Below are 24,479 nucleotides of genomic sequence, written 5' to 3' on the forward strand. Positions count from 1 at the left end.
GTGCACAGTGTCTCAGCCCCCCACCGATGGCGGGTTGTAGGGCCGCTAACAGGTTGCAACCGGCCAGCGGTGAAACAACCCGGTACCGGGTTCACTCCGAGGCGGTGTAGCTCTCCGAAGGCTCGAAGGACGGGGTGGCGTCGCGGTCGAGTTCGATGTGGAGGTCACCGCGGAGGTCGTCGAAGACCACGACCTTGCTGCCGTCGGCGGGGACCCGGTCGGGCGAGGTCCGCATCCGGGCCTTGATCTCGTGCGCACCGGCGGGCGAGTCGTACGCGATCGTGACGTCGAGCTCCGGGCTCTGGCCGAGCCAGAACACGATGCGGCCGAGCTTGACGGTGCCGGCGTACCGGTGGCCGTCGCGGCGCAGGCGCTCGATCGTCGTCTGCCGCTCCCGCGCCGCCACCAGCGCCGCGGGCAGCCGGCCGAGTACGAGGATCCACCAGAGGACGGCTACCAGCGCGAGCGCGGCGGAGATCGCGTACGCCTCGGTGCCGATCCGGAAGTCGAGGGTCCGCCGGAGCGTCCCGGACGGGTCCACCGAGAAGCCGGTCACGACCGAAAAACCGGCACCGACGGCGACTCCGGCCAGCAGTGCCGACCCGACGAGCAGCCCCGCCGCCCGGCTCTGGCCGAGTCGCTGCCGTGCCTCCTCACCGAAGACGAGCGAGAAGTGCAGCAGGACGTACGCGACGACGACGGTGGCGACGATCCGCCAGAGCAGCCGGACGCCGCTCGGGAAGTCGACAGCGCACGTCTCGCCCGGCGCCGACGACGCGTTGCACAACCACGACGTACCCAGCAAGCTCGCGGCGGTCCAGGCTACGAAGCACAGGGCACCCAGGATCGCCAGGCGGGTCGTCACGTGGCCGGGCGACTCGCCGGGAGCGAGCCCGGTGATCCGCGACCCCTTGTCGGCCGCCGAGAACACCGGACGGTCGTCCCACCAGTCCTTCATCAGTACCCCCAGGTCCGAATCGGATCGAACGGTACCTGCAAATACTGCAAATAACCTCAGGGCTGGACCGCGGATTTTCCGGACAGGTACAGGGCCCAGCCGAGTACTCCGAACGACACCGTCGCGAGCACGGTGCGGACCAAGTTGGAGGCCACCCACTTGGCCTCGTCGAACGCCGCCCGGGCCGCGGCGACGTCCATCGTGGCCGGATCACCGGCCGCCTTCAGCGCGTCGTTCAGCGGCACGTTCACCGCCACCGTGACGATCATCGAGATCAGATACAGAACGAACGCGACCACGATCCACGGCAGCGCCTTCTCCTTCAGGCTGAGCAGGCCCGCGAGCACCGTGAACAGTAGGGCGCCGACGAACCCCAGGCCGAGGAACAGCGGGTTCACGATCGCCCGGTCGACGGCCTGGAACGCGCCGACGAAGGTCTTGTCGTCGGTCTTCGCCAGCCCGGGCATGAACGCGTTCGCGTAGATCGCGTACACGCCGGCGACCAGTCCCGTCGTCATCGTGGCCGCCATCAACGAAGCCACCCGCAGTCCGTTCATTTCTCTCCTTCGGTACGGCGGGAACTCCCCGCACCGAAAAAGTTAGTGGCCCGCGAGCGCCCGGGACATGTCGCCAGAACTCACCTCCATGTCCCTGCGCCTCAGAGCTTCGCGCACTGCCCCGAACGCGGGCCCGACACCTGGTTCGGGGCCTCCAGATTCGCCGGACTCGGACTGTTGCCGGAGCAACTGAGCGGGCCGGCAACGGTATTACCGGCGATCGAGACCGCCCGGCTGTTCGTGATCGCCACCGGCCCCTGGACCGTGCTGCCGACCGCGACCACGGAACGCGTCACCCCGTCAGCGGCGACCGGGCCGATGACCGTTGAGCGGAGAACCTGCAGGTCCGCGGCCCGATCAGCGCGAACCGGGCCGTTGACACGCGAGTCGGTGACGACGAGCGAAGCGCCGGACGTGACCAGGACCGAGCCGTTGACGGTCGCATTGGTCAGGCAGGTGACGCCCGAGCGGATGTACAGCGGACCGGCGTGCGTCCCGGTGAGGGTCGTCGTACAGGCCGGTGCCGGGCGCAGCAGCGTGACCGCGAACCGGCGCGCGTCCCCGATGTTGCCGGTGGCATCGATGGCGCGGTACTCGACCTGGTGACGCCCGTAACCAGGCGTTACGTCGTCCCACGGCACCACCCGCGGCACGCCCAGCTTCCCGTACACAAGCTGGTCGATCTCGGTGCCCTCGGCGGTGAACCGGAACGGCGCGGACGCGTCGGTCGGCCAGCCGAAGTAGTTGTACCAACCGTCCCCGTCGACGCGGAACTCCGGTACGACGTACCCCGGGCTGTCGTCCGTCGCCGCCAGCCCCATCGTGAACGCGTCGTTGTAGATGTACTCCGTCCCGCTCGCCTTCCGCACAGTCAGCAGCGGTTTCGACAGCGTCGACGTCACCGCCGGCCCGGTCCCGTCCACGTCCCAGACGAGCTCGTTGGCGCCGGCCCGAGCCGTGAGCGTGTGCCGCCCGGTCAGCTTCAGCGGGGCGAGATCGAAGTCTCGATCGTTCCCGGGGTTGGCGACCGGTTTGCCGTCCACCAGCCAGATGATCGCGCCCGCGGACTGGGCGGTCTCGGCGTACACGACCTCGTCGGCGCTGACCGGGTGGTCGGTCGGCGTCGAGCCCGTGAACGTCGGCGGCTCAGTCGATGTCTGCGCGGTCAGGGAACTGTCGACGGTCCAGGAACGCGTCGCGGTCGGGCGGATCGTGGGGTCTCGGATGAAGTCGGTCGGGTCGACGATGGTCGCGGTCAGCGTGTGCGGGCCGGGTGCGAGATCGAGCGCGCCGAGGTCGACGGCGCGGGCGTTCGCGGTCGGCAGCGCCGTACCGTCGAGCGACCAGGTCACGTCGAGTTCGTGGTCCACCGGATGCAGGGTCTGCAGCCAGACGACCTGATCGGCAGCGACCGGACCGGCCGGCGTACTGCTCTGGAACAGGCTCGCCTTGGCCGACAACCGCTGGGTCATCCGCTCGCGCGACACCTGGTCGAAGGCGTACCCGAGCGTCTTCATCATCGAGTGCGCACTGGGCCGCCAAACGCCGGAGCCGGCGTACATCCCGCCCTCGTAGCGCCCGATCGTCCCGCCCGACTCCGACGGCTCCCCCAGCCAGCGCCACCACTTCTTGTGCTGGTCCAGCATCTGTTGCTCGGTCAGCAAACTGTGGTGGATCGAGGACGGCTCAGAACCCTGGTACGGCGCTCCGCGCTCGCCGCGGGCGTAGTAGTCGTACTCGTCCTGCAGGCCGCCGAGCGAGTGACCGAGCTCGTGCGGCGTGATCAGGGCCGAGAGCGCGTTCCCGCCCGAGGCCGTGGCGTAGGTCCCACCCGCACCGCCGTACGTGTCGCTGTTGCCGATGGCAAGGATCTGGCGGTTCGCGGACGTGGTGCCCGGGACCAGGTCGGCGTACTGCGTCGCCGCCGCCGAGCTGACCGTCAGCAGCCGCTGAACACTGCCCGGGTTGCAGCCGCCCCAGAAGCCCATCTGCAGTGGCGTGTCGCGCTTCGGCGAGTCGAGGCCGGGATCGCAGTCGACACCGGACTCCGGGGAGGCGATCTCGACGGCGTACACGTTCACGTAGTTCCGGTACGACTTGAACGGCTCGATGCTCCAGAGGATGTTCAGGTGCTTGTCGAGCTGCTCGCGGAACTTCGGCAGCTCGGCCGCGGTGTACCCGTCGCCCATCACCACCAGGTTGAACCGAGACGACGCCGGGCCGGTCACCTGGATCGGCACCACGGTCGCACTCGGGCTTGCCGCGGGTCGTGCCGCAGCCGTCACGGGCAGGCCCGCGAACACCGCCGCGACCACCCCCAGCACAGCGGTCAATCGTTTGGTCCGCACACGATCCTCCCCAGCGCCGGCCGTCCTGCCGTGAGCAGCTTACGAAGGTCCGCCCGCCGATGTGAGGAGTTCCCGCGTGGCGACGTACGGGCCATCCGGGCCGTCGTGCGGCATCATGAGGGTTCGGGGGAACCAGTGAGGAAAGGACACCGATGACGGAACCGGCACAATCGCCGCTGCGGGAGCCGGACCCTGCGGTCATGGATGCCGGTGACGGCGACGGCAAGGGCATCTACTGGGTGCTGAAGAACGTGGTGCTCGGCCCGCCGGTCAAGCGCCTGTTCCGGCCGAACGTGGTCGGTGCCGAGAACATCCCGGACACCGGTGCGGCGATCATCGCCAGTAACCACCTGTCGTACGCCGACTGGATCTTCATGCCGCTGGCGCTGCGGCGGCGGGTCACGTTCGTCGCGAAGTCCGACTACTTCACCGGGGCCGGGATCAAGGGCCGCTTCCAGCGCGGGTTCTTCAAGGGCACCGGCCAGGTCCCGATCGACCGCTCCGGCGGGTCGGCGTCCGAGGGCGCGATGCGGGCCGGGATGAAGGTGCTCGAGCGCGGCGAGCTGTTCGGGATCTACCCCGAGGGCACCCGGTCGCACGACGGCCGGCTGTACAAGGGCCGGACCGGCGTCGCCCGGCTGGCGCTGGAGGCGAAGGTACCGGTGATCCCGTGCGGCGTGATCGGCACCGACGTGGTCGCCCCGCCGGGCAAGATTGTCGCGTCGTTCGCCTCGCCGACGGTGAAGTTCGGGGAGCCGCTGGACTTCTCGCGGTACGAGGGCATGGAGAAGGACCGGCTGATCCTGCGCGCCGTCACCGACGAGATCATGTACAAGATCATGGAGCTGTCCGGCCAGGAGTACCTCGACATGTACGCCACCAAGGCCAAGGCCCTCGAGGGCCGCGCGGTCACCGGCGCCCCGGAGAAGGTCCGCAAGTCGGACACCTGATCCGGTTCGTGAGATGCCGGGGGTCTACCCTGGGAGATCGTGGACGGACCCATCGCGTATCAAGGTGAGCCAGGCGCCAACTCGGCGATGGCTTGCACCGACATGTTCCCGGACCGCGAGCAGCTGCCCTGTACGACGTTCGAGGACGCCCTCGAGTCGGTCAGCAGCGGCCGCGCCGGGCTCGCGATGATCCCGGTCGACAACTCGATCGCCGGGCGGGTGGCCGACATCCACCACCTGCTCCCGGAGTCCGGGCTGCACATCGTCGGCGAGTACTTCCTGCCGATCCACTTCCAGTTGCTCGGCGTCCCCGGGACCACGATCGACCAGATCCGGACCGTCCGTAGCCACGTGCACGCACTCGGCCAGTGCCGCAAGATCATCCGTGAACACGGCTGGTCGACCGTGGTCGCCGACGACACCGCCGGCTCCGCGCGCGAGGTGTCCGAGCTCGGCGACCCGACCGTCGCGGCGCTGTCGCCGCGCGCGGCCGCCGAGCTGTACGACTTGGACACCCTCGCGTCGGACGTCGAGGACGAGCACCACAACACGACCCGGTTCCTGGTGCTGTCCCGAGAGCCGGAGGTGCCGCCGGTCGGCTCCGGGCCGATCATCACGTCCTTCGTGTACCGCGTGCGGAACGTCTCCGCCGCGCTGTACAAGGCCCTCGGCGGGTTCGCCACGAACAGCGTGAACATGACGAAGCTGGAGTCCTACCAGCTCGGCGGGATGTTCTTCGCCACCCAGTTCTACGCCGACATCGAAGGCCACCCCGAGGACCCGAACGTCGCCCTGGCCCTCGAGGAACTCGCCTTCTTCTCGGTCGAGGTCCGGCTCCTGGGCGTCTACCCCGCGCATCCGTTCCGCGCCTCGATCGCCGAACCAGCCGCCAACCGCGCCCTCCGCCCGCACCACTAGATCAGTCGGCGCCCAGATCGACGGGTCGGCAGCGGCCCGGATCGGCAGCTCGACAGGAGGTGTCCCGGGCCGCCGGGGCTTTCCACGCTCAGCGGCCGGCTGAATCGGGCGCGATAGGCCGACACCTCCTGTCGAGCTGCCGACTTCAGTCGGCGATGCTCCGCTCCCACGCGGTGCGCTGGGCGACGGGGCGGAAGCCGAGCTTCTCGTTCACGGCGATCATGGGTGCGTTCTCCGGCGCGTTCCAGGTGTGCAGCACGGCCTTGCCGGGGACGCCTTCCTGGAGTGCGCGCAGGTTGGGGGTCTTCACCGCGATCCCGAGACGCTTGCCGCGGTGCGAGCGGCGTACGTAGGTGTCGTACTGGTTCAGTCGCTCGGGAGTCTCCGGCGTACCGCCCATCTGGGTGTACGCCGCGAGCTCGCCGGTGGCGGTGTGGATCGCGGCGGTGGTGTAGGTGAACCGGCCCTGGGCGACCCGACGTTGCTCCAGGTCCCGGACCAGCTCCGGCGTCCACTGCACTGCTTCGGAGGTGCGCTCGCCGGTCGGTACGTCCTCGCTCATCCCGGTCTGCAACTCGACGAACTGGTCGAGCAACTCGTCCGGGGTGTGCTCGCGCCACTGGACGATCTCGTAGCCGTCGACCGGCTGGTCCACGAGGTCGTTCAGCGGGAGCTCGACCACCTGGTGCAGCTCGGCGTGCTTCTTCACGAACCCGCGGGCCCGCGCGAACGCCGTACCCGGGCTCTCCCCAGTCACCGGGTCGCCTGCCATGTTCAGCCCCGAGACGAGCGTCCGGCCGTCCGCCTTGGCCCGCGCGATCGCCTCGTCCAGCAGCTTGGTCGCGACCCCGCGCCGCCGGTACTGCGGTGCGACGGCGAGCTCCACGTCGACGGTGTTGGTGTCACCCACCAACCACCAGTCCAGCCAGGCGATCCCGAGCCAGTCGTCCCCGTCCACGAGCCCCAGCCCGTTGGCCCGCACATCCGCGTGCTCACGGGACATGAACACCCGCGCCTCGTCCAATCCCATCCCCGCCGGAAACTCCAGCTCTTCCCGCCGTACGTCGAACTTCACCTGATAAAAGCGCCGAAAAATCTCCGGGTCGTGCCCGTCCACATCCACAATCTCCACCCCCGGACCCTACGTGCCCCACGCAACCACCACCCGCGAATTACCATCGGCTGATGCCCACACCGCAGTACCACTTCGGTGTCTACGCCCGGATCCTCGACGCCGGGCGCATTCTCCTGGTCCGCAAGACCCGCGGCCCGTACACGGGTCTGCTGGATCTGCCCGGCGGGAGCCCCGAGCCCGGCGAGACCTGGTCGGACACGCTGGAACGCGAGCTGGCGGAAGAGCTCGGCCTGGAGCTGCAAGCCGCTGGTCGATTCCAGCGCTTCGCCCTCCAGGTACAGAAGGCGTCCGACGGCACCTCCATCGACTTCCACCACGACGGCGCGGTGCTGAACCTGTCGCTGCCAGCCACGTCTCCGATCACAGTCAGCTCATCCGACACCGCCGGACATGAGTGGTTCGACACCGCAAGCGGCGACCCCACAGGCCTCAGCGCTCTCGTCCACGCGGTGCTGTGGGGTTAGGTTGAAGTCCGGTCGCGGGCCGTGCACGGGATGCGCAACCTAGACCTCCTAGGTCCGGCCGTGGCGGGTGGCGCGGGTTACTTGCCAGGTGCCGGCGATCGTGAATGCGAGCAGCACCAGCGCCGCCAGTTCGTCCCCGAGTTCGCTGCGTACGGCGGTGTTGTCGCCCGCGCAGTTGGCGAGATGGTGCAGGACCTGCGTACGACCGTCGTGCAGTTGCTGAGCGCCCGCCGTACAGACGACGACTTCGGTGCCCGCGGCATCGATCTGGCCGCGGTGCCGGACCGCGTCGGGGAAGATCCAAGCGAGCAGTACGACGAACGCGGCGATCGTCACGATCAGCCAGGCGGCGAGTTTCGGTGAGCCGATCAATGGTGCTCCACACGTTCCGCCCGGTGCTTGCGGACTCGCCACACCACGACCGCGATCACGACGATGCCGGCCACGACCAGCGCGGCGACCCGGCCGAACGTCTTCTCCACCGTGCTGTACGAGTTCCCGGCCAGGTAACCGACCAGGACCGCGGCGGTCCCCCAGACGATCCCGCCGGCCGCGTTGAACGAGAGGAACTTCAGGTACCGCATGTCCGACATCCCCGCGAGGGCCGGCATCGTGGCGCGGAAGAAGGCGACGAACCGGCCGAGGAACACCGCCGTACCGCCGCGCTCGGCAAGCTGTTTGCGGGCGCGGTCCAGCCGGTCGGCGCGTCGCTGCAGGACCCGCAGGCTGAGCAGCCGCGGACCGAAGTGCCGACCGATCTCGTAACCGACTGTGTCGCCGAGGATGGCGGCTGCGATCACCACGACCAGCATCAGCGGTAGCGAGGTGTGCCCGAGCGCCGCGGTGACCCCGCCGAGGACCGCGGCCGTCTCCCCCGGCAGCACGAACCCGACGAACAGGGCGTCCTCGGCGAACACGATCAGCCCGACGAGGCCGTACACGGCGGCGCCCTGCAGCCCCAGCAGCCAGTCGGTCAGTCCTTTCATGACCGGTGCGGACTCCGGACCAGCACCGGCCGCAGCCTGGTCCCGGCGGCGGCGGTGACGAGCCGGGTCAGCGTCCGGCGCAGCAGCAACCAGGTGCCGATGGCAACGATCGCGCCGAGCAGCAGGCCGGCCAGGACGTCGCCCGGGTAGTGCGCCGCGATGTAGACCCGGGTGCCTGCCATCAGCACCGCCGCGGTGGCCGCAACGATGCCGAGCCGCCGGTCGACGATCCACAACCCGGCCGCGGCCGCGCCGGCCATCGTCGCGTGGTCGGACGGGAACGACGGGTCGGTACTGCGGTTCGCGAGCACCAGGATGTTCTGCAGACTCGCGTACGGGCGTGCTTCGTGTACCGCGTGCACGATCGGTTGGTTGACGGCCACAGCCAGAAGCGTCGCACCCCCGGCACAGAGCGCAGCGGCCACCCCCACCATCCGGCCGGACCGCCGCGCGATCCACCACCCGGCGAGCAGCAGGGCGGCGAACAGCACCACGCCATACGCCGCGAAGGCCTGCGCCGGTGCGTGCAGCCAGGGCGTGGCGCGCGCGAACGCGTTGACCTGCCCGAACAACCAGTGATTCACCCTTGGTCCCCTCTACTACGATTCAGGTAGTAGATTGATGCTACTACGTTCTTTGTAGTAGCTGAGGAGGAGGAGCGGTGCCGGCTTCCCGTAGCCAGAGTCGCGCGCGCGGCGACCTGGAGCAACAGGTGTTCGCCGCGCTCGCCGCGGGCCACGGCGCGATGACGACGGCCGACGTACGGGACGCGCTCGGTGGCGAGCTCGCGTACACGACGGTGATGACAGTGCTCGCGCGGATGGCGGCGAAGGGCCTGGCCACCCGCCAGCGGGTCGGGCGGTCGTACGCCTACACCGCGGTCGTCGACTCGGCCGAGGTGGCGGCGCATCAGCTCCACAAGCTGCTGGACGCGCGCGGAGACCGGGCCGCGGTGCTGACCCGATTCGCCCGCGGGCTGTCGCCGGAGGAGTCGCAGCTGCTTGTCGATCTGCTCGCCGCGGAGGACCAGTGACCACAGCCGCGGTTCTGGGACTCGTCGCGATCATCGTCTACGCGCTGGTGGCGCCAATCGCGTGCCGGCGGTTGACGCCGTCCGTGGCGACGGTGCTGCTCGTGGTCGGCAACGTGCTGTCGGCAGCCAGCGGAGTCTTCATACTCGCCGTCGTCGCGTTCACGTGGATCGGCCAGTTCCCGCTCGTCGCGCAGCGCGGCGCCTGGTCCCCCGTGGCGCTCCGCACCGACAGCCCCGTGCCGCCGTGGCCCGCGGCGGTCGCCGGCTTCCTCGTCGTGCTCGCCATGGTCTCGGTGGCCGTGACCGGCCTCCGGCAGATGCGCGCGCTCGTCGCGGTCCATCGCGCCTGTCGCGGTCTGCGACCGGTCGGCGAGCTCGTGGTCCTCGACGACGACCGCCCGGACGCGTTCAGTACGCCACAGCCCGCCGGCCGCGTGATCGTCACCAGCGGTCTGCTCCGCGCACTGGGTCCGCGCGAACGCGACGTACTGCTGGCGCACGAGAAGTCGCACCTCACCCATCACCACGCCTGGTGGAACCTGGCCGCCGGCCTCACCGCCGCAGTCAATCCGGTACTGCGTCCCGCGGCGCGAGCAGCCGCCACCTCGGTCGAGCGCTGGGCCGACGAGGACGCCGCCCGCGCCGTCGGCGACCGGCGTCTGGTCGCGGCGACGCTGGTCCGGGTCGCGCAACTGCAGACGCACTTCGGACATCCGGCCACTGTGGTCGCCGCGACCGGTGGCGACCTGGAGACCCGCGTCCGCGCGCTCCTCGCGCCACCGCCACGCCGCCGGCCGCTGGTGATCGCCGCGGCGGTCGCTGTTTTCGCTGTCGGTGCACTCCCGGCGGCGGCCGTCCAGCACACCGGCGAGAGCCTCTTCGAGCACGCCGAGCGCCCGGTCGCCGTACAGCACACCTGACCGTTCACCGCATCGTTCACCAGGGTGGAAATTCTTCAACCTCTCAAACGACCTGGCGCGAAGTTGAGTACCGGTCCGCGAGGGCTTGTGCGCGGGCGGTGATCGGCGGGATGGTAAACGTGAGAGCAGGCTTATGGGGGCCGACTGCTCGGTGGGGGAAGACGGGAGGGACCGTCTTCGGTTGAGGGGCGTGCTGGGGGTGATCTTCTCGATTCGGCGCCGTCGCGCCGGTCTGCGCCTGTGCCCCCGCGGGAGGGGGAGAGATGCCGAGAAAGGCCAACGGGCGAGCGGACAAGCATCGCGACGACGACCGGATGCCGGGCGAGGCCCCGGCGCCCGGGCAGGGGGCGAACGGTCATGCCGCGCACGGACAGGCCACTGCGGGCGAGACACCGATGCCCGGGACGACGGGTGCACCGGCCGCAGGCAGTACGACGATGAGCGGCGGCGGATCGCCTGCTCCGGACATGGGCGGCGGCGGGTCACCGGCCGCCGACATGGGCGGTGGCGGATCGCCCGGCGGCATCGGGATGTCGGGCGGCGGCCAGGCCGGTGGTGCCGGTATGAGCGGCGCGACCACAGGATCCGGCGACGGACGCACCGACCTTCCGAACCGCCGGCAGTGCGGTGTGATGGACGTGCACCGACGGCTGCTGTCCACCTCGCCGGAGTACGCCGCGGCGCGGTCGGCGCTCGAGACCGCGACGATGGCGTACGTCGCCCGCGAGCAGCGCTTCAGCGGGGTCGCCCGGATCCCCTGTGTCGTGCACGTCGTCTGGAACACCAACGCGCAGAACATCGCGCAGGCGCAGATCGACAGCCAGATCGACGTCCTGAACCGTGACTACCGGGCCGCCAACCCGGACACCAGCATCGTGCCGTCGGTCTTCAGCGGCCTGATCGAGGACTCCCGGATCGAGTTCTTCCTCGCGACGACGGACCCGAACGGCAACCCGACGACCGGTGTCACCCGGACCCAGACCACCGCGACCAGCTTCAGCACCGACGAGAAGGTGAAGTCGTCGGCGACCGGCGGCATCGATCCCTGGCCGACCGACCGGTACCTGAACATCTGGGTCTGCCCGCTCGGCGGCGGCCTGCTCGGCTACGCGCAGTTCCCGGGCGGCCCGGCGACCACCGACGGCGTGGTGATCCTGCACAGCGGGTTCGGCACCACCGGTACGGCGGCCGCGCCGTTCGACCTCGGCCGGACCACGACGCACGAGGTCGGGCACTTCCTGAACCTGTTCCACATCTGGGGCGACGACGGCAGCGGCTGCAGTGGCAGCGACGAGTGCAACGACACCCCGAACGCGGCCGGCCCGAACTTCGGCGTACCGGCGTTCCCGCATGTCACCTGCAGCAACGGGCCGAACGGCGACCTGTTCTACGACTACATGGACTACACCGACGACCGCGGCATGGTGATGTTCACCCACGACCAGGTGGCCCGGATGCAGGCCACGCTGGACACGGTGCGCAAGACCCTGCCGGTGTTCGGAGCGGCCGCGGAGAGGCCGGAACCCGCCGGCTCGGTGGTCTCGTGGGGCGCGAACCGGCTGGACGCCTTCGTGCTCGGCACCGATCTGGCGATGTATCACAAGTGGTGGGACGGAGCGGCCTGGGGACCGTCCGTCGGCGGTTACGAGTACATGGGTGGTGTCTGCATGAGCGCTCCTGAAGTCGCGTCCTGGGCCGCGAACCGGCTGGACGCGTTCGTCCTCGGCACCGACCACGCGCTGTACCACAAATGGTGGGACGGCTCGAACTGGGGACCGTCCGTCACCGGCTACGAATACCTCGGCGGTGTCTGCATGAGCCCACCACGGCTGGCCACCTGGGGCCCGAACCGGCTGGACGCGTTCGTGCTCGGTACCGATCGCGCGCTGTACCACAAGTGGTGGGACGGCTCGTCCTGGAACGGGTACGAGTACCTCGGCGGGATCTGCCTGAGCCCGCCCGAAGTCGTTGCCTGGGGCCCCGACCGGCTGGACGTCTTCGTGCTCGGCACGGACAACGCGGTCTACCACAAGTGGTGGGACGGCTCGAACTGGGGACCGTCGGCCACCGGGTACGAGTACCTCGGCGGTGTCTGTGCCTCGCCACCACGGGTGGTGGCCTGGGGTGAGAACCGGCTCGACATGTTCGTGATCGGCACCGACTCGGCGCTGTACCACAAGTGGTGGGACGGCTCGTCCTGGAACGGCTGGGAGTACATGGGCGGCGTCTGTACGACGGCACCGACCGTGGTCTCGTGGGGCGAGAACCGGCTCGACGTCTTCCTGCTCGGCACCGACTCCGCGCTCTACCACAAGTGGTGGGACGGGTCCGCCTGGGGACCGTCGCTCACCGGGTACGAGTACATGGGAGGCATCGTCACCGACGAGCCACGCGTCGTCTCCTGGGACACGAACCGGCTGGACGTGTTCGTCACCGGCACCGACAAGCAGCTCTACCACAAGTGGTGGGACGGCAGCGCCTGGGGACCGTCGGTCACCGGGTACGAAGGACTCGGCGGGATCATCAGCGACTTCCGGGTCGAAGTTCCCGAGTCGCCGGCCGCGATCGGGCAGGGGGTCCGGATCTGAGCACCGCACCGGTCGGGCACTGGACGCACTCCTTCGAGGAGGACCACGACGGAGTGAGCGTCTATCGCCGCGACGACTTCGCCTTCCCGCCGGCCCGTGGCCGGCGGGGGGTGGACTTCCACGCGGACGGGACGTTCGTACCGCAACTGATCGGCCGTGGCGACGCCCCTTCCCCGGCGCCGTCCGGACGCTGGGACAACACCGGCCGGCTGTTCATGCCCCCGGCCGGCGCCGCGCCGGGCGGGGCCGGCCGCATCGTCGCCGTCTCGGACGACCGACTGGAAATCGCGTGGGAACCGACATGAGCACAGGGCTTCTGCGCTATCTCGTCGTGCCGACTGCAGAGGCGGCCGAGGGAGCGCGGTCTGCTCGTTTCGGGGCGAAGACCATCGTCTGGGGCCCGGCCGAACAACGCCTCGGCCGGGCCTCTCGAACCGCTCCCGGACTGCTGCTCGTCACGCAGGTCGGCCGGAGCTTCCAGGACGAGTACCCCGCTGTCACACCGCTGCTCGACCACGGCCGGCACCTGGTGATCTCGGCGGCGGACAAACCACGCAAGCGCTCCAACCACTGCTGGCGGATCGAACCGCTGCGCCCGAACACGACGGTCGTCGAGACCCGGGATGTCTCTGCCGCCCGCGCCGACCCGGACGTCGCGGACCTGGTCGGTGCGCTGTCGACGACGTCGTACCGCGGTGATCTGACCTGGCTGGCGAGCCTGCCGACCAGACACTCACTGAGTACGGCGTTCACCCAGGCCGTGGATTTCGCCGCCGCCCGGATGATTGCCCTCGGCTACCAAGTGAGCAGGATGCCGATCACGGTCGGCGGCGGCCACTCGGCGAACCTGATCGGCGACCGGGCCGGCGTCGGCACCGACCGTGGACTGGTGATCGTCACCGCGCACCTGGACTCCATCAACATCGCGGGCGGTCCGGCGGCCGCCGCGCCCGGTGCCGACGACAACGGGAGCGGTTCGGCCGGTGTCCTCGAACTCGGCCGACTCCTCGCCACCAAGTCCTGGCAGCACGACACCCGGCTGATCCTCTTCGGCGGCGAGGAGGAAGGCCTGTTCGGCAGCAAGCAGTACGTCGCCGCGCTGCCGCCCGCCGATCGCTCGCGGATCCGCGCGGTGCTGAACATGGACATGATCGCGACCACGAACACCGCGACGCCGACGGTGCTGCTCGAAGGCGCGGCGGTGTCGTCGAGCCAGATCAGTGCGCTGGCGACCGCGGCCGCGACGTACACGGGTCTGACGGTCGAGACCTCGCTGAATCCGTTCGCCAGCGACCATGTGCCGTTCATTAACGCCGGGATGCCGGCGGTGCTGACGATCGAGGGCGCGGACAGTGCGAACGGACACATCCATTCCGCCAACGACACGCTGAACTTCATCGACTGGGCGCTCGCAGCGGAGATCCTCCGGATGAACGTCGCAGCCCTCGCCGGCTGGTTGGAGCCCCCAACCACCCGCCGGCGCCCGCAACCGGCCGGCTCCGTCGTCTCCTGGGGCCCCGGCCGCATCGACGTCTTCGCGACCGGCACCGACTCCGCCCTGCACCACAAGGCCTACGACGGCACCTGGCACGACTTCGAGTCCTTGGGCGGTGTTGTCCTAAGCTGACGGGCATGTGGAGCCCGAATGCGCGTGACGTTGGCGGACTTCCCACCGGGTACGGCGTACCGACGCGCGAGCGGGCTGTGGTGCGGACCGATTCGCTCGATGCGCTGGATCCGGCCGGCTGGGCCGAGTTCGAGGCGCTCGACGCCGGGCTGGTGCTCGATCTGCGGTCGGAGTGGGAGCTGAAGCAACCACATCCGCTCGACGGCGCACCGTCGTACCGGCGGATCCCGTGGATCGACCCGGACGCCGAGGCGCGGCGGGTGCGGGCGGACGAGCCGCGGCTGGTCGATGTCTATCGCAACAGTCTGACGCGGAACGCGGCGCACATCGGCAGGATCTTCACCACAATCGCGGACGCACCGACGGATCGGCCCGTCGTGGTGCACTGCCAAGCCGGCAAGGACAGGACCGGCCTGACCGTCGCACTGCTGCTCGAGCTGGCCGACGTACCGCGGGAGCGGATCGCGGCGGACTATGCGGTCAGTGAGATCAACCTCGGTCTGCAGGACGGGCCGGCGCACTCACGGACCCTCCCGGAGACGATCCTCGGCTCGCTGGAACACGTGGACGAGCAGTTCGGCGGAGTCCGTGCATACCTCGCGTGGCTCGGGCTGAGCGCCGCACAGGTCCATCGGCTCGCGACGCGCCTCGTGCCGGTCCGGGCCGAGGCGATCGTGTTCGACTTCGACGGTCTCCTGATGGACACCGAGACCACGATGGTCGAGAGCTGGCAGGCCGAGTGGGCCCACCACGGCCTCGAACTCGACCTGGAGAGCTTCTGGCCGGGTCACGGCGGCGACGTCACCGACGACCGGTACGCCGTCCTCGCGGCGGCCGTCGGCGCTTCCTTCAACCGGACCGAGAGCCACGCGCGCCGGCTCGCCCATCGGGACCGTCTGCACGCATCGCTCGATTTCCGGCCGGGGATCCGGGACTGGATCGCGACGGCGCGTGCGGTGGGGCTCAAGGTGGCGATCGCGAGCAGTTCGGCGCGAGGCTGGGTGGTCGGCCATCTGGAGCGCGTCGGTGCGGTCGAGCTGTTCGACCAGATCGTCACGGGTGACGAGGTGGCGACCCACAAACCGGATCCGGCGGTCTACGCGCTGGCGTTGCGGCGGCTCGGGGTGCCGGGCGCGGCCGCGGTCGCAGTCGAGGACACGGCCCACGGCGTCGCCGCGGCACAGGCGGCCGGGATGTACGCGGTCGCCGTACCGAATCCGTTCGTCCCGCCGGCGGCGGTCGCGGCGGCCGACCTCGTTCTGGGCAGCGCTGACGATCTCTTGCTCACCGAGCTGCTTCTTTGGGTGGGGTCGAAAGGGTCGACGCCGGTAACTGAGTGACCTAATCTGCTGACACTCTGTAGGTTTCCAACTGAAGGGTGATCAGATGCGGAAACTCGTAGGTGCGATCGCGGCAACAGCCGCCGCTGCGGCGGGCTTGGCCGTCGCGGCGCCGGCGCAGGCGTCGACGGCGGCGTGCGACCTGGTGACGGCGAAGTCGGTCGGCTACTCGGCCTCGATGCTGTACGTCGCCGTGGGCCTGGAGGGCTGCTCGAACAGCGTCACCGAAGTACGCGTCGAACTGCAGAAGGGCGCCTCCGCGAGCGGGCCGTTCAGCACCGTCGCGGAGACGAACGCGTACTCCGGCGGCGGTGCCTGGTTCGACGGCGGCACCGGCTGCGGGTACTACGTCGGCGTCGCGCACTGGCAGGACCAGACCGAGACGACGCCGACCCCGGCGTACTACTGCAACTAGGCCGCCTCAGACCACAGACAGGGGCAGGAGCTTCTTGCCCGTCGGGCCGATCTGGATCTCCGTGCCCATCTGCGGACACACACCGCAGTCGAAGCACGGGGTCCAGCGGCAGTCCTCGACCTCGATCGCGCCGTCCTCCTCGAGGGAGTCCTGCCAGTCCTCCCAGAGCCAGTCGCGGTCGAGGCCCGAGTCCAGGTGGTCCCACGGCAGTACTTCGGCGTACTCGCGCTCCCGCGTCGTGTACCAGGCCAGGTCGACCGGCTCGTCGGCGAGCGCCTTCTCGGTGCTCTCGATCCACCGCTCGTACGAGAAGTGCTCGCTCCAGCCGTCGAACCGGCCGCCGTCGCGCCAGACCGCCTCGATCACGCGGCCGACGCGGCGGTCACCGCGCGACAGCAGGCCCTCGATGATGCCGGGCTTGCCGTCGTGGTACCGGAAACCGATCGCCTTCGCGTACTGCTTCTCCGAGCGGATCGCGGCAGCGAGCTTCGACAGCCGCGCGTCGGTGTCCTCGGCGCCGAGCTGCGCGGCCCACTGGAACGGCGTGTGCGGCTTCGGCACGAACCCGCCGATCGACACCGTGCAGCGGATGTCGCGCCGGCCGGACACCTCCCGCCCGGTCGCGATCACCTTCTTCGCCAGGTCCGCGATCGCCAGCACGTCCTCGTCGGTCTCGGTCGGCAGACCGCACATGAAGTACAGCTTCACCTGCCGCCAGCCGTGGCTGTACGCCGCCGCGACGGTCCGGATCAGGTCCTCCTCGGTGACCATCTTGTTGATCACCTTTCGCATCCGGTCCGACCCGCCCTCGGGCGCGAACGTCAGACCGCTGCGCCGGCCGTTGCGCGAGAACTCGTTGGCCAGCGTGATGTTGAAGGCGTCGACCCTTGTCGACGGCAACGACAGCGACACGTTGCTGCCCTCGTACTGGTCCCCCAGGCCCTTCGCGACCTCCGCGATCTCACTGTGGTCGGCCGACGAGAGGCTGAGCAGCCCGACCTCTTCGAACCCGGACTGCTTGAGCCCGTTCTGGACCATGTCGCCGATGGTCGTGATGCTGCGCTCGCGCACCGGCCGGGTGATCATGCCCGCCTGACAGAACCGGCAGCCACGGGTACAGCCGCGGAAGATCTCCACGGAGTACCGCTCGTGGACCGTCTCGGCGAGCGGCACCAGCGGCTTCTTCGGGTACGGCCACGCGTCCAGGTCCATCACCGTGTGCTTCGCGGTCCGGAACGGTACGCCGGGGCGGTTCGGGGTGACGCGCTGGATCCGGCCGTCGGCCAGGTAGTCGACGGTGAAGAACTTCGGGATGTAGACGCCACCGGACTTCGCGAGCCGCAGCAGCACCTCGTCGCGGCCGCCCGGGCGGCCCTCGTCCTTCCACTCCCGGATCACCTCGGAGATCGCCAGCACGATCTCCTCACCGTCGCCCAGCACCGCGGCGTCGATGAAGTCCGCGATCGGCTCCGGGTTGAACGCGGCGTGACCGCCGGCCAGCACGATCGGGTCCTCGTCGGTCCGGTCGACCGCGTGCAGCGGGATCCCGGCCAGGTCGAGCGCGGTCAGCATGTTCGTGTAGCCGAGCTCGGTCGAGAACGACAGCCCGAAGACGTCGAACGCCCGGACCGGCCGGTGACTGTCCAGGGTGAACTGCGGGATCTCGTGCTCCCGCATCACGGTCTCCATGTCCGGCCAGACGGAGTACGTCCGCTCGGCCAGGATGTGGTCACGCTCGTTCAGCACCTCGTAGAGGATCTGGACACCCTGGTTCGGCAGGCCGACCTCGTAGGCGTCCGGATACATCAGCGCCCAGCGAACGCTGACCGCGTCCCACTCCTTGCTGACCGAGTTCAGCTCACCTCCGACGTACTGGATCGGCTTCTGCACACTCGGCAGCAACGCCTCCAGGCGCGGGAACAGCGATTCGACAGTCATAGCCACTTCCAGTCAGCGATCAGAGCGCCTACCAGATTAACGCCGCCTACCACTCAAACCATCATCGTGTGCGCTCTCCCGCGAACGGCTAGTCGGCAGGTTCGAGGTCCTGGCATTCGACCGGACTGTCGGCGGCCACGATATGGAGCGCTTCCAGCACCTCGAACACGCCCTTCTCAGCGAAGGTGTGATTGCGCTGGAGAACCTCGGCCAGCCCTTGCCCGTCAGCAGGCGGCAAGCCGGCGTCGGCTGCCCAGGCCACGATCTGTCGCGACGCCTCCTCGGCCCGGCGAGGCAGGCTCTCCTCGAGGGCGTGCGTGTCGACCGGCCGCTCTTCGTACTCCGCGAGCGTGGCTTCGCCGTACACCCATCTCCAGTTGAGCTCCCCCGCGACGAGGCCGCGGATGTCCGCGACGTCGCTGTCGAGGATCTTGGCGACCACCGTGTGGCCGGGCTCCGACGGGCCGCTTTCGGACAGTGGCAGCTCCCACCAGAACCAGCCGGGCGTGGTCGTGCCGTGCCGCGCGTACGCCGCCGGCGGGTCCTCTCGTTCCGGACCGATCACGTACGTAGCCCAGCGCCCCACGGTGGTCTCCTGTCGTCGATGCCGCCGGGGCAGGTTAGCGGTTGGGTCAGCTCAGGTGGGCGAGGAGGAGGGGGTTGATGACGTCTGGATGTGAATAGGTGACGAGGTGGGCTGCGTTTTCGATGACCTCGAGGTGGGCGCCGGGGATCTGGCCGGCGAGGGGTACGACGGTCTCGGGTGGGATCGAGGTGTCGGAGTCGGCGGTGATGACCAGGACCGGGGCGGTGATGTTCGCGAGGTCTGGGACGAGGTTCGTGGTGCTGAGGGCCTCGCAGCAGGCGGCGTAGCCTTCGGCGGGGCAGTCGAGGAGCATCTGCTTGATCGGGCCGGTCTCGGTGAATTCCGGGAGGAACCAGCGGCCGAGGGTCGCGTCGGTGATCGCCTGGGTGCCGTCGGCGCGGACCTGGGCTGCACGGTCGGTCCACGTCTGCGGGGTCGCGGCCGGGTTCGACGGTGGGCAGATCGCGACCAGGCGATGCATCCGCTGCGGAGCGTGCTGCGCGAGCCAGAGCCCGACCGAGCCGCCGAGCGAGATCCCGACGTACGACGCCTGCTCGATCATCAGCGTGTTGAGCAGTTCGACGACGTCCTGGCCGAGGTCCTCGATCGTGTAAGGCCCCTCGGGGACTTCCGACGCGCCGTGGCCGCGATGATCGAACGCGATCACCCGGAACCGCTGCGCGAGGACGTCGACCTGCGGCGCCCACATGCTGTGATCGGCCCCCAACGACGACCCGAGCAGCACCACAGGTGCGTCCCCAGGCCCGGTCTCCACGTAGTTGAGTCGCATGGACCCCACCCTACGAAGTCAGCGGCATGATCGTCGTCCGTCGGTGGTGTTCGAAGACGACCGAGCTGCGGATGTCGGCGATCTCCTGGCGTTTCGCGAGCGCGAGGACCAGATCGCGCAGCGCCTGAGTGTCCTTCACCGCCACGTGCGCGAGGAAGTCCGAACCACCCGAGACCATGAACATGTCCAGCGTCTGCGGCAGGTCCATCACGTACGACTGGAACGCGGTCGCGACCGCCATCGCCTGTGGCCGGAGCTTGATCGAGATGATCGCCTGCGTGGACCGGTCGATCGCCTGCAGGTCGACCGCCGCGTGGTACCCGCTGATCACCCCGCGATCGCGCAGCCCGCGGATCCGTTCCAGGCACGTCGACGGCGCGATGCCGAGCTCGGCCGCCATCTCCCGGTTCGTCCGGCGCGCGTCGTTCTGCAGCATTCGCAGCAGCGCCGTATCAAGTTCGTCCATGCCGGCCATTTTTCCAGATCGACCGAACGATGTTCGGAGTCAGCGCGAATCAGCCGGTCATCGGGCTAGCTTGACCCCGTGCTGACGAACAAGATGGTCGTGATCATCGCGACCGAAGCCCCCATCGGCGTCGCCCTCAACACCGCCGCCCTGCTCGGCGTCGGCCTCGGCCACCACCACGACGGCACCGTCGGGCCGAACACCAGCGACGCCGCCGGCACGCCCCACACCGGCATGTGCGCCCACCCGATCCCGATCCTGCGCGCCCCCGCCGAGCAACTTCAGTCCCTCCGCGCCCAGGCCGCGACCCGCCCCGACATCACCGTCCACGACATGCACCAGGTCGCCCAGCGGGCCCGCACCTACGACCAGATGTCCACCACCCTGAGCGGCACCAAGCCCGAAGACATCCAGTACCTCGGACTCGCCCTCTACGGCCCCCGCCCCACCATCGACTCCCTCGCCGGCGCCCTACCCCTCTATCGCTGAGAGCTTGTCCGGGTTGGCCAGCACGCGAACGGCGGTGACCATGCCACCGTCGGTTTCCAGGGTGAGAAGGTGACGGTTGCCGCGGACAACGACCATGACCGCCGGGCCGGTGACCAGGTCCACGGGTGTCACGGTGAGGTCGCCGCGGGCGTAGATGTGCGCGAAGAAGTTCGCGACCTTCTCCCGGCCGACGACCGGTTTCCGGGCGGCTCGGCGCAGGCCACCGCCGTCTGTCCATGAGGTGACCGAGTCCTTGAGCATCGACTCCAGCTTCGGCAGATCGCCGTCGCGGGCGGCGGCAACGAAGTCCAGGAGGAGCCGGCGTTGCTCGGCGGCCGACGGTTCGAAGCGGGTGCGGTCGGCCGTGAGTGCGTGCTGGGCTCGCCGATGCAGTTGGCGACAGTCCTCCGGCGTACGGTCGAGGACTTCGGCAATCTCGTCGTACGGGAGGGTGAAGGCGGTCCGTAGTACGTAGACGGCGCGCTGTGGTGGCGTCAGTCGCTCCATCAGGTGGAGGAGCGCCAGCGACAGGTCGGACAGATCCGACGAGCCGAACGGGTCCGACCGGACCGGCTCGGGCAGCCACTCACCGGTGTAGCTCTCACGGCGCGCTTGCCTGGTTCGCAGTACGTCGACCGACAGCCGCGTCACCACCCGGGTCAGGTAGCGACGCGGCTCGGCCACGTCGGTACGGTCAGCCGCCGACCAACGGACGTACGCCTCCTGCAGCACGTCCTCGGCGTCGTGCCAACTGCCGAGCAAGCGGTACGCGAGTCCGGCGAGCATGCCGCGCGCGGACTGGTACTCGCCGAGGGCAACGGGGTCGATCAACCGGCCAGTTCCGGCTGTCTCCGGGTCGCGACGTTCAGACGGGTCCACAGGTTGATGGTGCCAATCGCGAGCAGCACGTTCGCAGCCCCCTCCGTACCGAAGTGCTCCACCACCGCATCCCACACGTCATCGGGTACGCCGGTGCGCTCGAGCACTGTTACCGCGTCGGTCAACGCGAGTGCTGCTCGCTCACGCTCGTCGTAGAACGAGGACTCACGCCAGGCAGCGAGCCCGAACAGCCGCTGACTGCTCTCCCCCTGCTTCAACGCGTCCGTGGTGTGCATGTCGAGGCAGAACGCGCACCCGTTCAGCATCGACGCCCTGACCTTGATCAGGTGCAGCAGCGTGTGGTCCAGGACGCCCTGCACATAGTTCTCCACGCCGTACACAGCTCGGAAGCCGCCCGGCGAGACCTTGCTGAAGTCCATCCGCTCATCCATGCCAACACGACGGCGCCAACAGGCGGCAGCGTGACAACAAGCCATGTGACCCCGCTCACCTCCGATATCGCTGCGCCACTGCTGTGAAGGCGGCCTTGGGTTCCCATTCCATGTCGGGGTAGGTCTGCCCCCGGCGCCCTTCGAGCAGTTTGACGATGCCCAGGCCGGCCCGGTCCAAGTCGTCCCTGGGGTCGCCGTCCGGGCGATGCGGGTAGCCGGGCAAGGCGAACAAGTACACGAACGCGCTGTCCACGCCCTCGGTCTCGAAGATCTCCAGCAGTTCGCTCAGATAGGCGGCCTGACCGGCCTCGTCACGCTCGTACACGCCGTTCAGCCGTACCGGGGCCTTGGTCTTCGGGTCGTGCTCGACCACTTCCATCACCCGCCCGCCGCGGTCTCCCGCGCCGCGGTAGGCCGCAGTACCGAAGCCGGTGATGGCGAGCGGCTTCGGGCCTTGGGCCAGCGTGCGCACCCCGTCCCGGAACCGGTCGGCGACCTCGGCGGAGCGGATCAGCTCGAACGTCACCATGTCGAAGGGAGCCCAGTCGACCTGCTCGAACTGGATAGCTGCGTAGGTGAGCTTGCCCTGGAAGCGCTCGCGGATCGTGGCCGCGGCGTCGCGGAGGAATGTGTTGATGCGCACGCCGAGTTCGCGCATTGCGTCGGCTCGCCGATCGGGTTGGCTGAGCAGCTGCTCGATGCGCTCCTCGGGGCTCTCTCCGGCCAGGAACCCGCGGTTCATCACGCTCAGCTCGACCCCTGCGACGAACACGACCGTGGCCCCCTGCTGCCGGAGCCGTTCCGCTCGCTCGGCGCAGTCGCGGAAGAGCGTGCGGATCTGCTCCGGATCCAGCTCCAGCGGATAGGGCGAGAACCAGACCTCCAACCCGAGCTCGGCGGCGGCACCGGCGGCCAACTCCAGTCGGTCCGGGTCGCCGCCGATGATCTGGACCGCGTTGCAGTGCAGGTCGTCGCGGATGATGGCGAGCTCGCGCCGGACCACGGTGAGGTCGAACGGCTCGCTGGATATCTGGCCGTGCACGACGAATCCGGTGTCATAGGTCATTCCTCTTGCTCGCATGGCGACGTCCTCTGCTGTCGATCTCGGTCTCGGTCGAAGCGAGGCTACAGGAAACATGCGTGCACGCAAATTTACGACCACGCAAATTTACGGGCGGGCAACTTTGCGTGTGCGCAGCCTGTGTGGAACGCTGACGTCGTGACGACACCGCCAGGAGGGCTGCGGGAGCGGAAGAAGCAGGCCACGCGCGAGGCGCTACGCGAGGCGGCCCTGCGCCTGGCCGTGGAGCGCGGACCCGACCAGGTGCGGGTCGAGGACATTGCTGAGGCGGCCGGGGTCTCGCCGCGCACCTACAACAACTACTTCGCCAGCCGCGAGCAGGCGATCGTGTCCGCTGTGACCGCGGACCGGGAGTCGCGCATCGCGACGGCGGTCGCGGCCCGGCCCGCAGGGGTTCGCCTGGCCGACGCCGTCACCGAAGCAGTGGTCGAGCAGTACACGAACACCAGCGAGCGCGATCACAAGGCGCTGCTGCTGATCACCACCCAGACCGCGCTCCGCGACGCGTTCCTCGATATCACCGCCGGCATCGAGCCTCCGCTCACGGCGGTGATCGCCGAACGCCTGGACGACGTCGAGACGCACACAGCCCGCGTCCTCGCGGCCAGCGTGGCCGCGGCAGTTCGCATCGCGCTGGAAGGCTGGCTCCGGCCGGCCGGCCAGGCAGGGATCGGCGCGAGTTTCGCCGCCGGAGGACTGGTCGTGCCCTCGGGTTCGCTGCCCGACCAGCTCCGTACGGCGCTGGCCCCGCTCGCGCCCGCGTTCGACGCCGCCGAGCAACACGCCCAGCCGCGAAGCCAACCACCTAGCACATCCACCTGATGCGCTGAGGAGCGGAGCGACGAAGGAAGCGGCGGCGTAGCGTGCGCGGGAAACTCTCAGGCCGGTTTGAGGACCTGTTTTGCCTTGGCGGTGGCGGCTTGGGTGGCGGGTTCGAGTTCGGTGCCTGAGCCGGCGAGGACGCCGACGGAGAGGACGACGTCGTCGAGGCCGGTGATCAGGCCGGTGTACTCGAGGCCGCGCTTCGGGCCGCTGGTGCCGGTGAGGCGGAAGGCGAAGGGCTTGGTGCCGTACGCCGGTGCGGTGATCTTCTCGACCTTCATCGAGGTGCTGCCGGCGCCCTCGGTCTTCAGCGAGACCTTCGTGCAGGAGTCGACGGCTTCGGCGTACGACTCGCGCAGGTCGGTGACCTCGTCGGCGGTGCCCATGGAGTCGAGGCCGTAGTCGATGTACGGACCCTCCTGGCCGCCGGTGAACGTGCGAGTGACGCTGGCTTTCGACCCCGGCGCCTTGGTGGCGTTCAGGTACTTGACCAGGTTCTTGCAGCGGCTGCTCGGCGACGAGAACGGCTTCGCGTTGTCGTCGGGATCGTCCTTGTCCAGCGAGAACCCGCTCGGCAGGTCACCGAGCTCGAGCAGCGCCTTGGTCAGCTCGTCGGTCGTCCGCGTGACTGGCGAACCAGGCGACGACGACGTACTGGGCGTCGCACTCGGGGCCGGCGTACTGGGAGGCGCCGCCGCCTCCTGCTTGTCGCCCCCACCGCAGGCGGCGAGAGAAAACGTGAGGACGGCAACGAGCGAGAACGACACGAACCTGGTCATGGGCCTCTCGAAAGCTCT

Annotated in this window: 27 protein-coding genes; 12 read left to right on the forward strand and 15 right to left on the reverse strand. The window is 69.2% G+C overall.

The genetic code is table 11. The features are described from left to right. Window positions 1–91: 91 nt before the first annotated feature. From AC0662_RS26540 to AC0662_RS26550, 3 genes are all read right to left on the reverse strand, one after another. Entirely contained in the window at window positions 92–958 is an 867-nt protein-coding gene (locus tag AC0662_RS26540; protein ID WP_452194679.1) for an MFS transporter, read from the reverse strand. 56 nt (window positions 959–1,014) lie between these two features. Beyond that, window positions 1,015–1,515, reverse strand: a complete 501-nt coding sequence (locus AC0662_RS26545; protein ID WP_452194681.1) for an anthrone oxygenase family protein — start codon at window positions 1,513–1,515, stop codon at window positions 1,015–1,017. 101 nt (window positions 1,516–1,616) lie between these two features. Next, on the reverse strand, window positions 1,617–3,863 hold the full coding sequence (locus AC0662_RS26550) for a M64 family metallopeptidase (RefSeq protein ID WP_478303962.1): 2,247 nt from the start codon (window positions 3,861–3,863) through the stop codon (window positions 1,617–1,619). Between the two features lie 152 nt (window positions 3,864–4,015). On the opposite strand from AC0662_RS26550, the gene AC0662_RS26555 reads away from it, so the two are divergent. Both AC0662_RS26555 and AC0662_RS26560 read left to right on the forward strand, forming a co-directional pair. Next, window positions 4,016–4,813 (forward strand): lysophospholipid acyltransferase family protein, encoded by a 798-nt coding sequence (locus AC0662_RS26555; RefSeq protein WP_478303964.1) that lies wholly within the window; start codon window positions 4,016–4,018, stop codon window positions 4,811–4,813. Window positions 4,814–4,852: 39 nt separating this feature from the next. Next, window positions 4,853–5,731 carry a prephenate dehydratase gene (locus AC0662_RS26560; RefSeq protein ID WP_452202542.1) on the forward strand — a complete coding sequence of 293 codons (879 nt, stop codon included), beginning with the start codon at window positions 4,853–4,855 and terminating at the stop codon, window positions 5,729–5,731. 145 nt (window positions 5,732–5,876) lie between these two features. On the opposite strand, the gene AC0662_RS26565 is transcribed toward AC0662_RS26560, so the two are convergent. Continuing rightward, complete coding sequence (locus AC0662_RS26565) at window positions 5,877–6,863, reverse strand: GNAT family N-acetyltransferase (RefSeq protein ID WP_478303966.1); 987 nt, start codon at window positions 6,861–6,863, stop codon at window positions 5,877–5,879. A gap of 53 nt (window positions 6,864–6,916) precedes the next feature. Between AC0662_RS26565 and AC0662_RS26570 the strand changes: the two genes are divergently transcribed. Further along, window positions 6,917–7,330 carry an NUDIX domain-containing protein gene (locus tag AC0662_RS26570; protein ID WP_452202539.1) on the forward strand — a complete coding sequence of 138 codons (414 nt, stop codon included), beginning with the start codon at window positions 6,917–6,919 and terminating at the stop codon, window positions 7,328–7,330. 48 nt (window positions 7,331–7,378) lie between these two features. Here the strand turns inward: AC0662_RS26570 and AC0662_RS26575 are convergent, their stop codons facing one another. The 3 genes from AC0662_RS26575 to AC0662_RS26585 are packed head-to-tail and all read right to left on the reverse strand — an operon-like array spanning window position 7,379 to window position 8,900. Next, entirely contained in the window at window positions 7,379–7,702 is a 324-nt protein-coding gene (locus tag AC0662_RS26575) for a hypothetical protein (protein ID WP_452202537.1), read from the reverse strand. Further along, a complete protein-coding gene (locus tag AC0662_RS26580) occupies window positions 7,699–8,316 on the reverse strand; it encodes a DedA family protein (protein WP_452202535.1) in 618 nt (205 codons plus the stop codon). Before AC0662_RS26580 ends, AC0662_RS26575 begins: the two co-directional genes overlap by 4 nt. Then, window positions 8,313–8,900 (reverse strand): phosphatase PAP2 family protein, encoded by a 588-nt coding sequence (locus tag AC0662_RS26585; RefSeq protein ID WP_452202533.1) that lies wholly within the window; start codon window positions 8,898–8,900, stop codon window positions 8,313–8,315. Before AC0662_RS26585 ends, AC0662_RS26580 begins: the two co-directional genes overlap by 4 nt. 77 nt (window positions 8,901–8,977) lie before the next feature. Here AC0662_RS26585 and AC0662_RS26590 point away from each other — a divergent pair, with 77 nt between their 5' ends. From AC0662_RS26590 to AC0662_RS26620, 7 genes are all read left to right on the forward strand, one after another. Then, complete coding sequence (locus tag AC0662_RS26590; RefSeq protein ID WP_452202531.1) at window positions 8,978–9,349, forward strand: BlaI/MecI/CopY family transcriptional regulator; 372 nt, start codon at window positions 8,978–8,980, stop codon at window positions 9,347–9,349. After that, complete coding sequence (locus AC0662_RS26595) at window positions 9,346–10,269, forward strand: M56 family metallopeptidase (protein WP_478303969.1); 924 nt, start codon at window positions 9,346–9,348, stop codon at window positions 10,267–10,269. The genes AC0662_RS26590 and AC0662_RS26595 overlap by 4 nt, the downstream gene beginning before the upstream one ends. 263 nt (window positions 10,270–10,532) lie before the next feature. Beyond that, window positions 10,533–12,857, forward strand: a complete 2,325-nt coding sequence (locus AC0662_RS26600; protein WP_478303971.1) for a DUF8189 domain-containing protein — start codon at window positions 10,533–10,535, stop codon at window positions 12,855–12,857. Between the two features lie 53 nt (window positions 12,858–12,910). Further along, window positions 12,911–13,162 carry a hypothetical protein gene (locus tag AC0662_RS26605; RefSeq protein ID WP_452202525.1) on the forward strand — a complete coding sequence of 84 codons (252 nt, stop codon included), beginning with the start codon at window positions 12,911–12,913 and terminating at the stop codon, window positions 13,160–13,162. Beyond that, window positions 13,159–14,484, forward strand: coding sequence for a M28 family metallopeptidase (locus AC0662_RS26610; protein WP_452202523.1), 1,326 nt, complete (start codon window positions 13,159–13,161; stop codon window positions 14,482–14,484). The genes AC0662_RS26605 and AC0662_RS26610 overlap by 4 nt, the downstream gene beginning before the upstream one ends. 5 nt (window positions 14,485–14,489) lie before the next feature. Continuing rightward, complete coding sequence (locus tag AC0662_RS26615) at window positions 14,490–15,824, forward strand: HAD-IA family hydrolase (RefSeq protein ID WP_478303974.1); 1,335 nt, start codon at window positions 14,490–14,492, stop codon at window positions 15,822–15,824. 46 nt (window positions 15,825–15,870) lie between these two features. Next, a complete protein-coding gene (locus AC0662_RS26620; RefSeq protein ID WP_452202519.1) occupies window positions 15,871–16,239 on the forward strand; it encodes a hypothetical protein in 369 nt (122 codons plus the stop codon). 6 nt (window positions 16,240–16,245) lie between these two features. Here AC0662_RS26620 and AC0662_RS26625 read toward each other — a convergent pair whose 3' ends face one another. From AC0662_RS26625 to AC0662_RS26640, 4 genes are all read right to left on the reverse strand, one after another. Beyond that, window positions 16,246–18,177 (reverse strand): TIGR03960 family B12-binding radical SAM protein, encoded by a 1,932-nt coding sequence (locus AC0662_RS26625; protein ID WP_452202517.1) that lies wholly within the window; start codon window positions 18,175–18,177, stop codon window positions 16,246–16,248. Between the two features lie 88 nt (window positions 18,178–18,265). Next, window positions 18,266–18,763 (reverse strand): hypothetical protein, encoded by a 498-nt coding sequence (locus tag AC0662_RS26630; protein ID WP_478303977.1) that lies wholly within the window; start codon window positions 18,761–18,763, stop codon window positions 18,266–18,268. Between the two features lie 46 nt (window positions 18,764–18,809). Further along, window positions 18,810–19,553, reverse strand: a complete 744-nt coding sequence (locus AC0662_RS26635; RefSeq protein ID WP_478303979.1) for an alpha/beta fold hydrolase — start codon at window positions 19,551–19,553, stop codon at window positions 18,810–18,812. 10 nt (window positions 19,554–19,563) lie between these two features. Beyond that, a complete protein-coding gene (locus AC0662_RS26640) occupies window positions 19,564–20,019 on the reverse strand; it encodes an Lrp/AsnC family transcriptional regulator (RefSeq protein ID WP_452202511.1) in 456 nt (151 codons plus the stop codon). 78 nt (window positions 20,020–20,097) lie between these two features. On the opposite strand from AC0662_RS26640, the gene AC0662_RS26645 reads away from it, so the two are divergent. Next, the gene (locus tag AC0662_RS26645; RefSeq protein ID WP_452202509.1) at window positions 20,098–20,508 is read left to right on the forward strand and encodes a DUF2000 domain-containing protein; all 411 of its coding nucleotides are present in this window, start codon (window positions 20,098–20,100) and stop codon (window positions 20,506–20,508) included. On the opposite strand, the gene AC0662_RS26650 is transcribed toward AC0662_RS26645, so the two are convergent. Genes AC0662_RS26650 through AC0662_RS26660 form a run of 3 tightly spaced genes read right to left on the reverse strand, consistent with a single transcriptional unit; the run spans window position 20,491 to window position 22,860 of the window. Next, the gene (locus tag AC0662_RS26650) at window positions 20,491–21,387 is read right to left on the reverse strand and encodes a sigma-70 family RNA polymerase sigma factor (RefSeq protein WP_452202507.1); all 897 of its coding nucleotides are present in this window, start codon (window positions 21,385–21,387) and stop codon (window positions 20,491–20,493) included. The genes AC0662_RS26645 and AC0662_RS26650 overlap by 18 nt on opposite strands. Further along, on the reverse strand, window positions 21,336–21,779 hold the full coding sequence (locus tag AC0662_RS26655) for a carboxymuconolactone decarboxylase family protein (RefSeq protein WP_478303982.1): 444 nt from the start codon (window positions 21,777–21,779) through the stop codon (window positions 21,336–21,338). Before AC0662_RS26655 ends, AC0662_RS26650 begins: the two co-directional genes overlap by 52 nt. A gap of 55 nt (window positions 21,780–21,834) precedes the next feature. Beyond that, window positions 21,835–22,860 carry a hypothetical protein gene (locus tag AC0662_RS26660; RefSeq protein WP_478303984.1) on the reverse strand — a complete coding sequence of 342 codons (1,026 nt, stop codon included), beginning with the start codon at window positions 22,858–22,860 and terminating at the stop codon, window positions 21,835–21,837. Between the two features lie 138 nt (window positions 22,861–22,998). Here AC0662_RS26660 and AC0662_RS26665 point away from each other — a divergent pair, with 138 nt between their 5' ends. After that, window positions 22,999–23,682 carry a TetR/AcrR family transcriptional regulator gene (locus tag AC0662_RS26665; RefSeq protein ID WP_478303986.1) on the forward strand — a complete coding sequence of 228 codons (684 nt, stop codon included), beginning with the start codon at window positions 22,999–23,001 and terminating at the stop codon, window positions 23,680–23,682. 56 nt (window positions 23,683–23,738) lie between these two features. Here the strand turns inward: AC0662_RS26665 and AC0662_RS26670 are convergent, their stop codons facing one another. Continuing rightward, window positions 23,739–24,461, reverse strand: a complete 723-nt coding sequence (locus AC0662_RS26670; protein ID WP_452202499.1) for a hypothetical protein — start codon at window positions 24,459–24,461, stop codon at window positions 23,739–23,741. Window positions 24,462–24,479 lie beyond the last annotated feature (18 nt).

Source organism: Kribbella sp. NPDC043289, from assembly GCF_056436705.1.

Bases quoted from the DNA above. Each gene is read 5' to 3' on its own strand.
- AC0662_RS26540 (WP_452194679.1), bottom strand. From the start codon at position 958: ATGAAGGACTGGTGGGACGACCGTCCGGTGTTCTCGGCGGCCGACAAG.
- AC0662_RS26545 (WP_452194681.1), bottom strand. From the start codon at position 1,515: ATGAACGGACTGCGGGTGGCTTCGTTGATGGCGGCCACGATGACGACG.
- AC0662_RS26555 (WP_478303964.1), top strand. From the start codon at position 4,016: ATGACGGAACCGGCACAATCGCCGCTGCGGGAGCCGGACCCTGCGGTC.
- AC0662_RS26570 (WP_452202539.1), top strand. From the start codon at position 6,917: ATGCCCACACCGCAGTACCACTTCGGTGTCTACGCCCGGATCCTCGAC.
- AC0662_RS26580 (WP_452202535.1), bottom strand. From the start codon at position 8,316: ATGAAAGGACTGACCGACTGGCTGCTGGGGCTGCAGGGCGCCGCCGTG.
- AC0662_RS26600 (WP_478303971.1), top strand. From the start codon at position 10,533: ATGCCGAGAAAGGCCAACGGGCGAGCGGACAAGCATCGCGACGACGAC.
- AC0662_RS26610 (WP_452202523.1), top strand. From the start codon at position 13,159: ATGAGCACAGGGCTTCTGCGCTATCTCGTCGTGCCGACTGCAGAGGCG.
- AC0662_RS26615 (WP_478303974.1), top strand. From the start codon at position 14,490: ATGTGGAGCCCGAATGCGCGTGACGTTGGCGGACTTCCCACCGGGTAC.
- AC0662_RS26620 (WP_452202519.1), top strand. From the start codon at position 15,871: ATGCGGAAACTCGTAGGTGCGATCGCGGCAACAGCCGCCGCTGCGGCG.
- AC0662_RS26625 (WP_452202517.1), bottom strand. From the start codon at position 18,177: ATGACTGTCGAATCGCTGTTCCCGCGCCTGGAGGCGTTGCTGCCGAGT.
- AC0662_RS26635 (WP_478303979.1), bottom strand. From the start codon at position 19,553: ATGCGACTCAACTACGTGGAGACCGGGCCTGGGGACGCACCTGTGGTG.
- AC0662_RS26640 (WP_452202511.1), bottom strand. From the start codon at position 20,019: ATGGACGAACTTGATACGGCGCTGCTGCGAATGCTGCAGAACGACGCG.
- AC0662_RS26655 (WP_478303982.1), bottom strand. From the start codon at position 21,779: ATGGATGAGCGGATGGACTTCAGCAAGGTCTCGCCGGGCGGCTTCCGA.
- AC0662_RS26660 (WP_478303984.1), bottom strand. From the start codon at position 22,860: ATGCGAGCAAGAGGAATGACCTATGACACCGGATTCGTCGTGCACGGC.
- AC0662_RS26670 (WP_452202499.1), bottom strand. From the start codon at position 24,461: ATGACCAGGTTCGTGTCGTTCTCGCTCGTTGCCGTCCTCACGTTTTCT.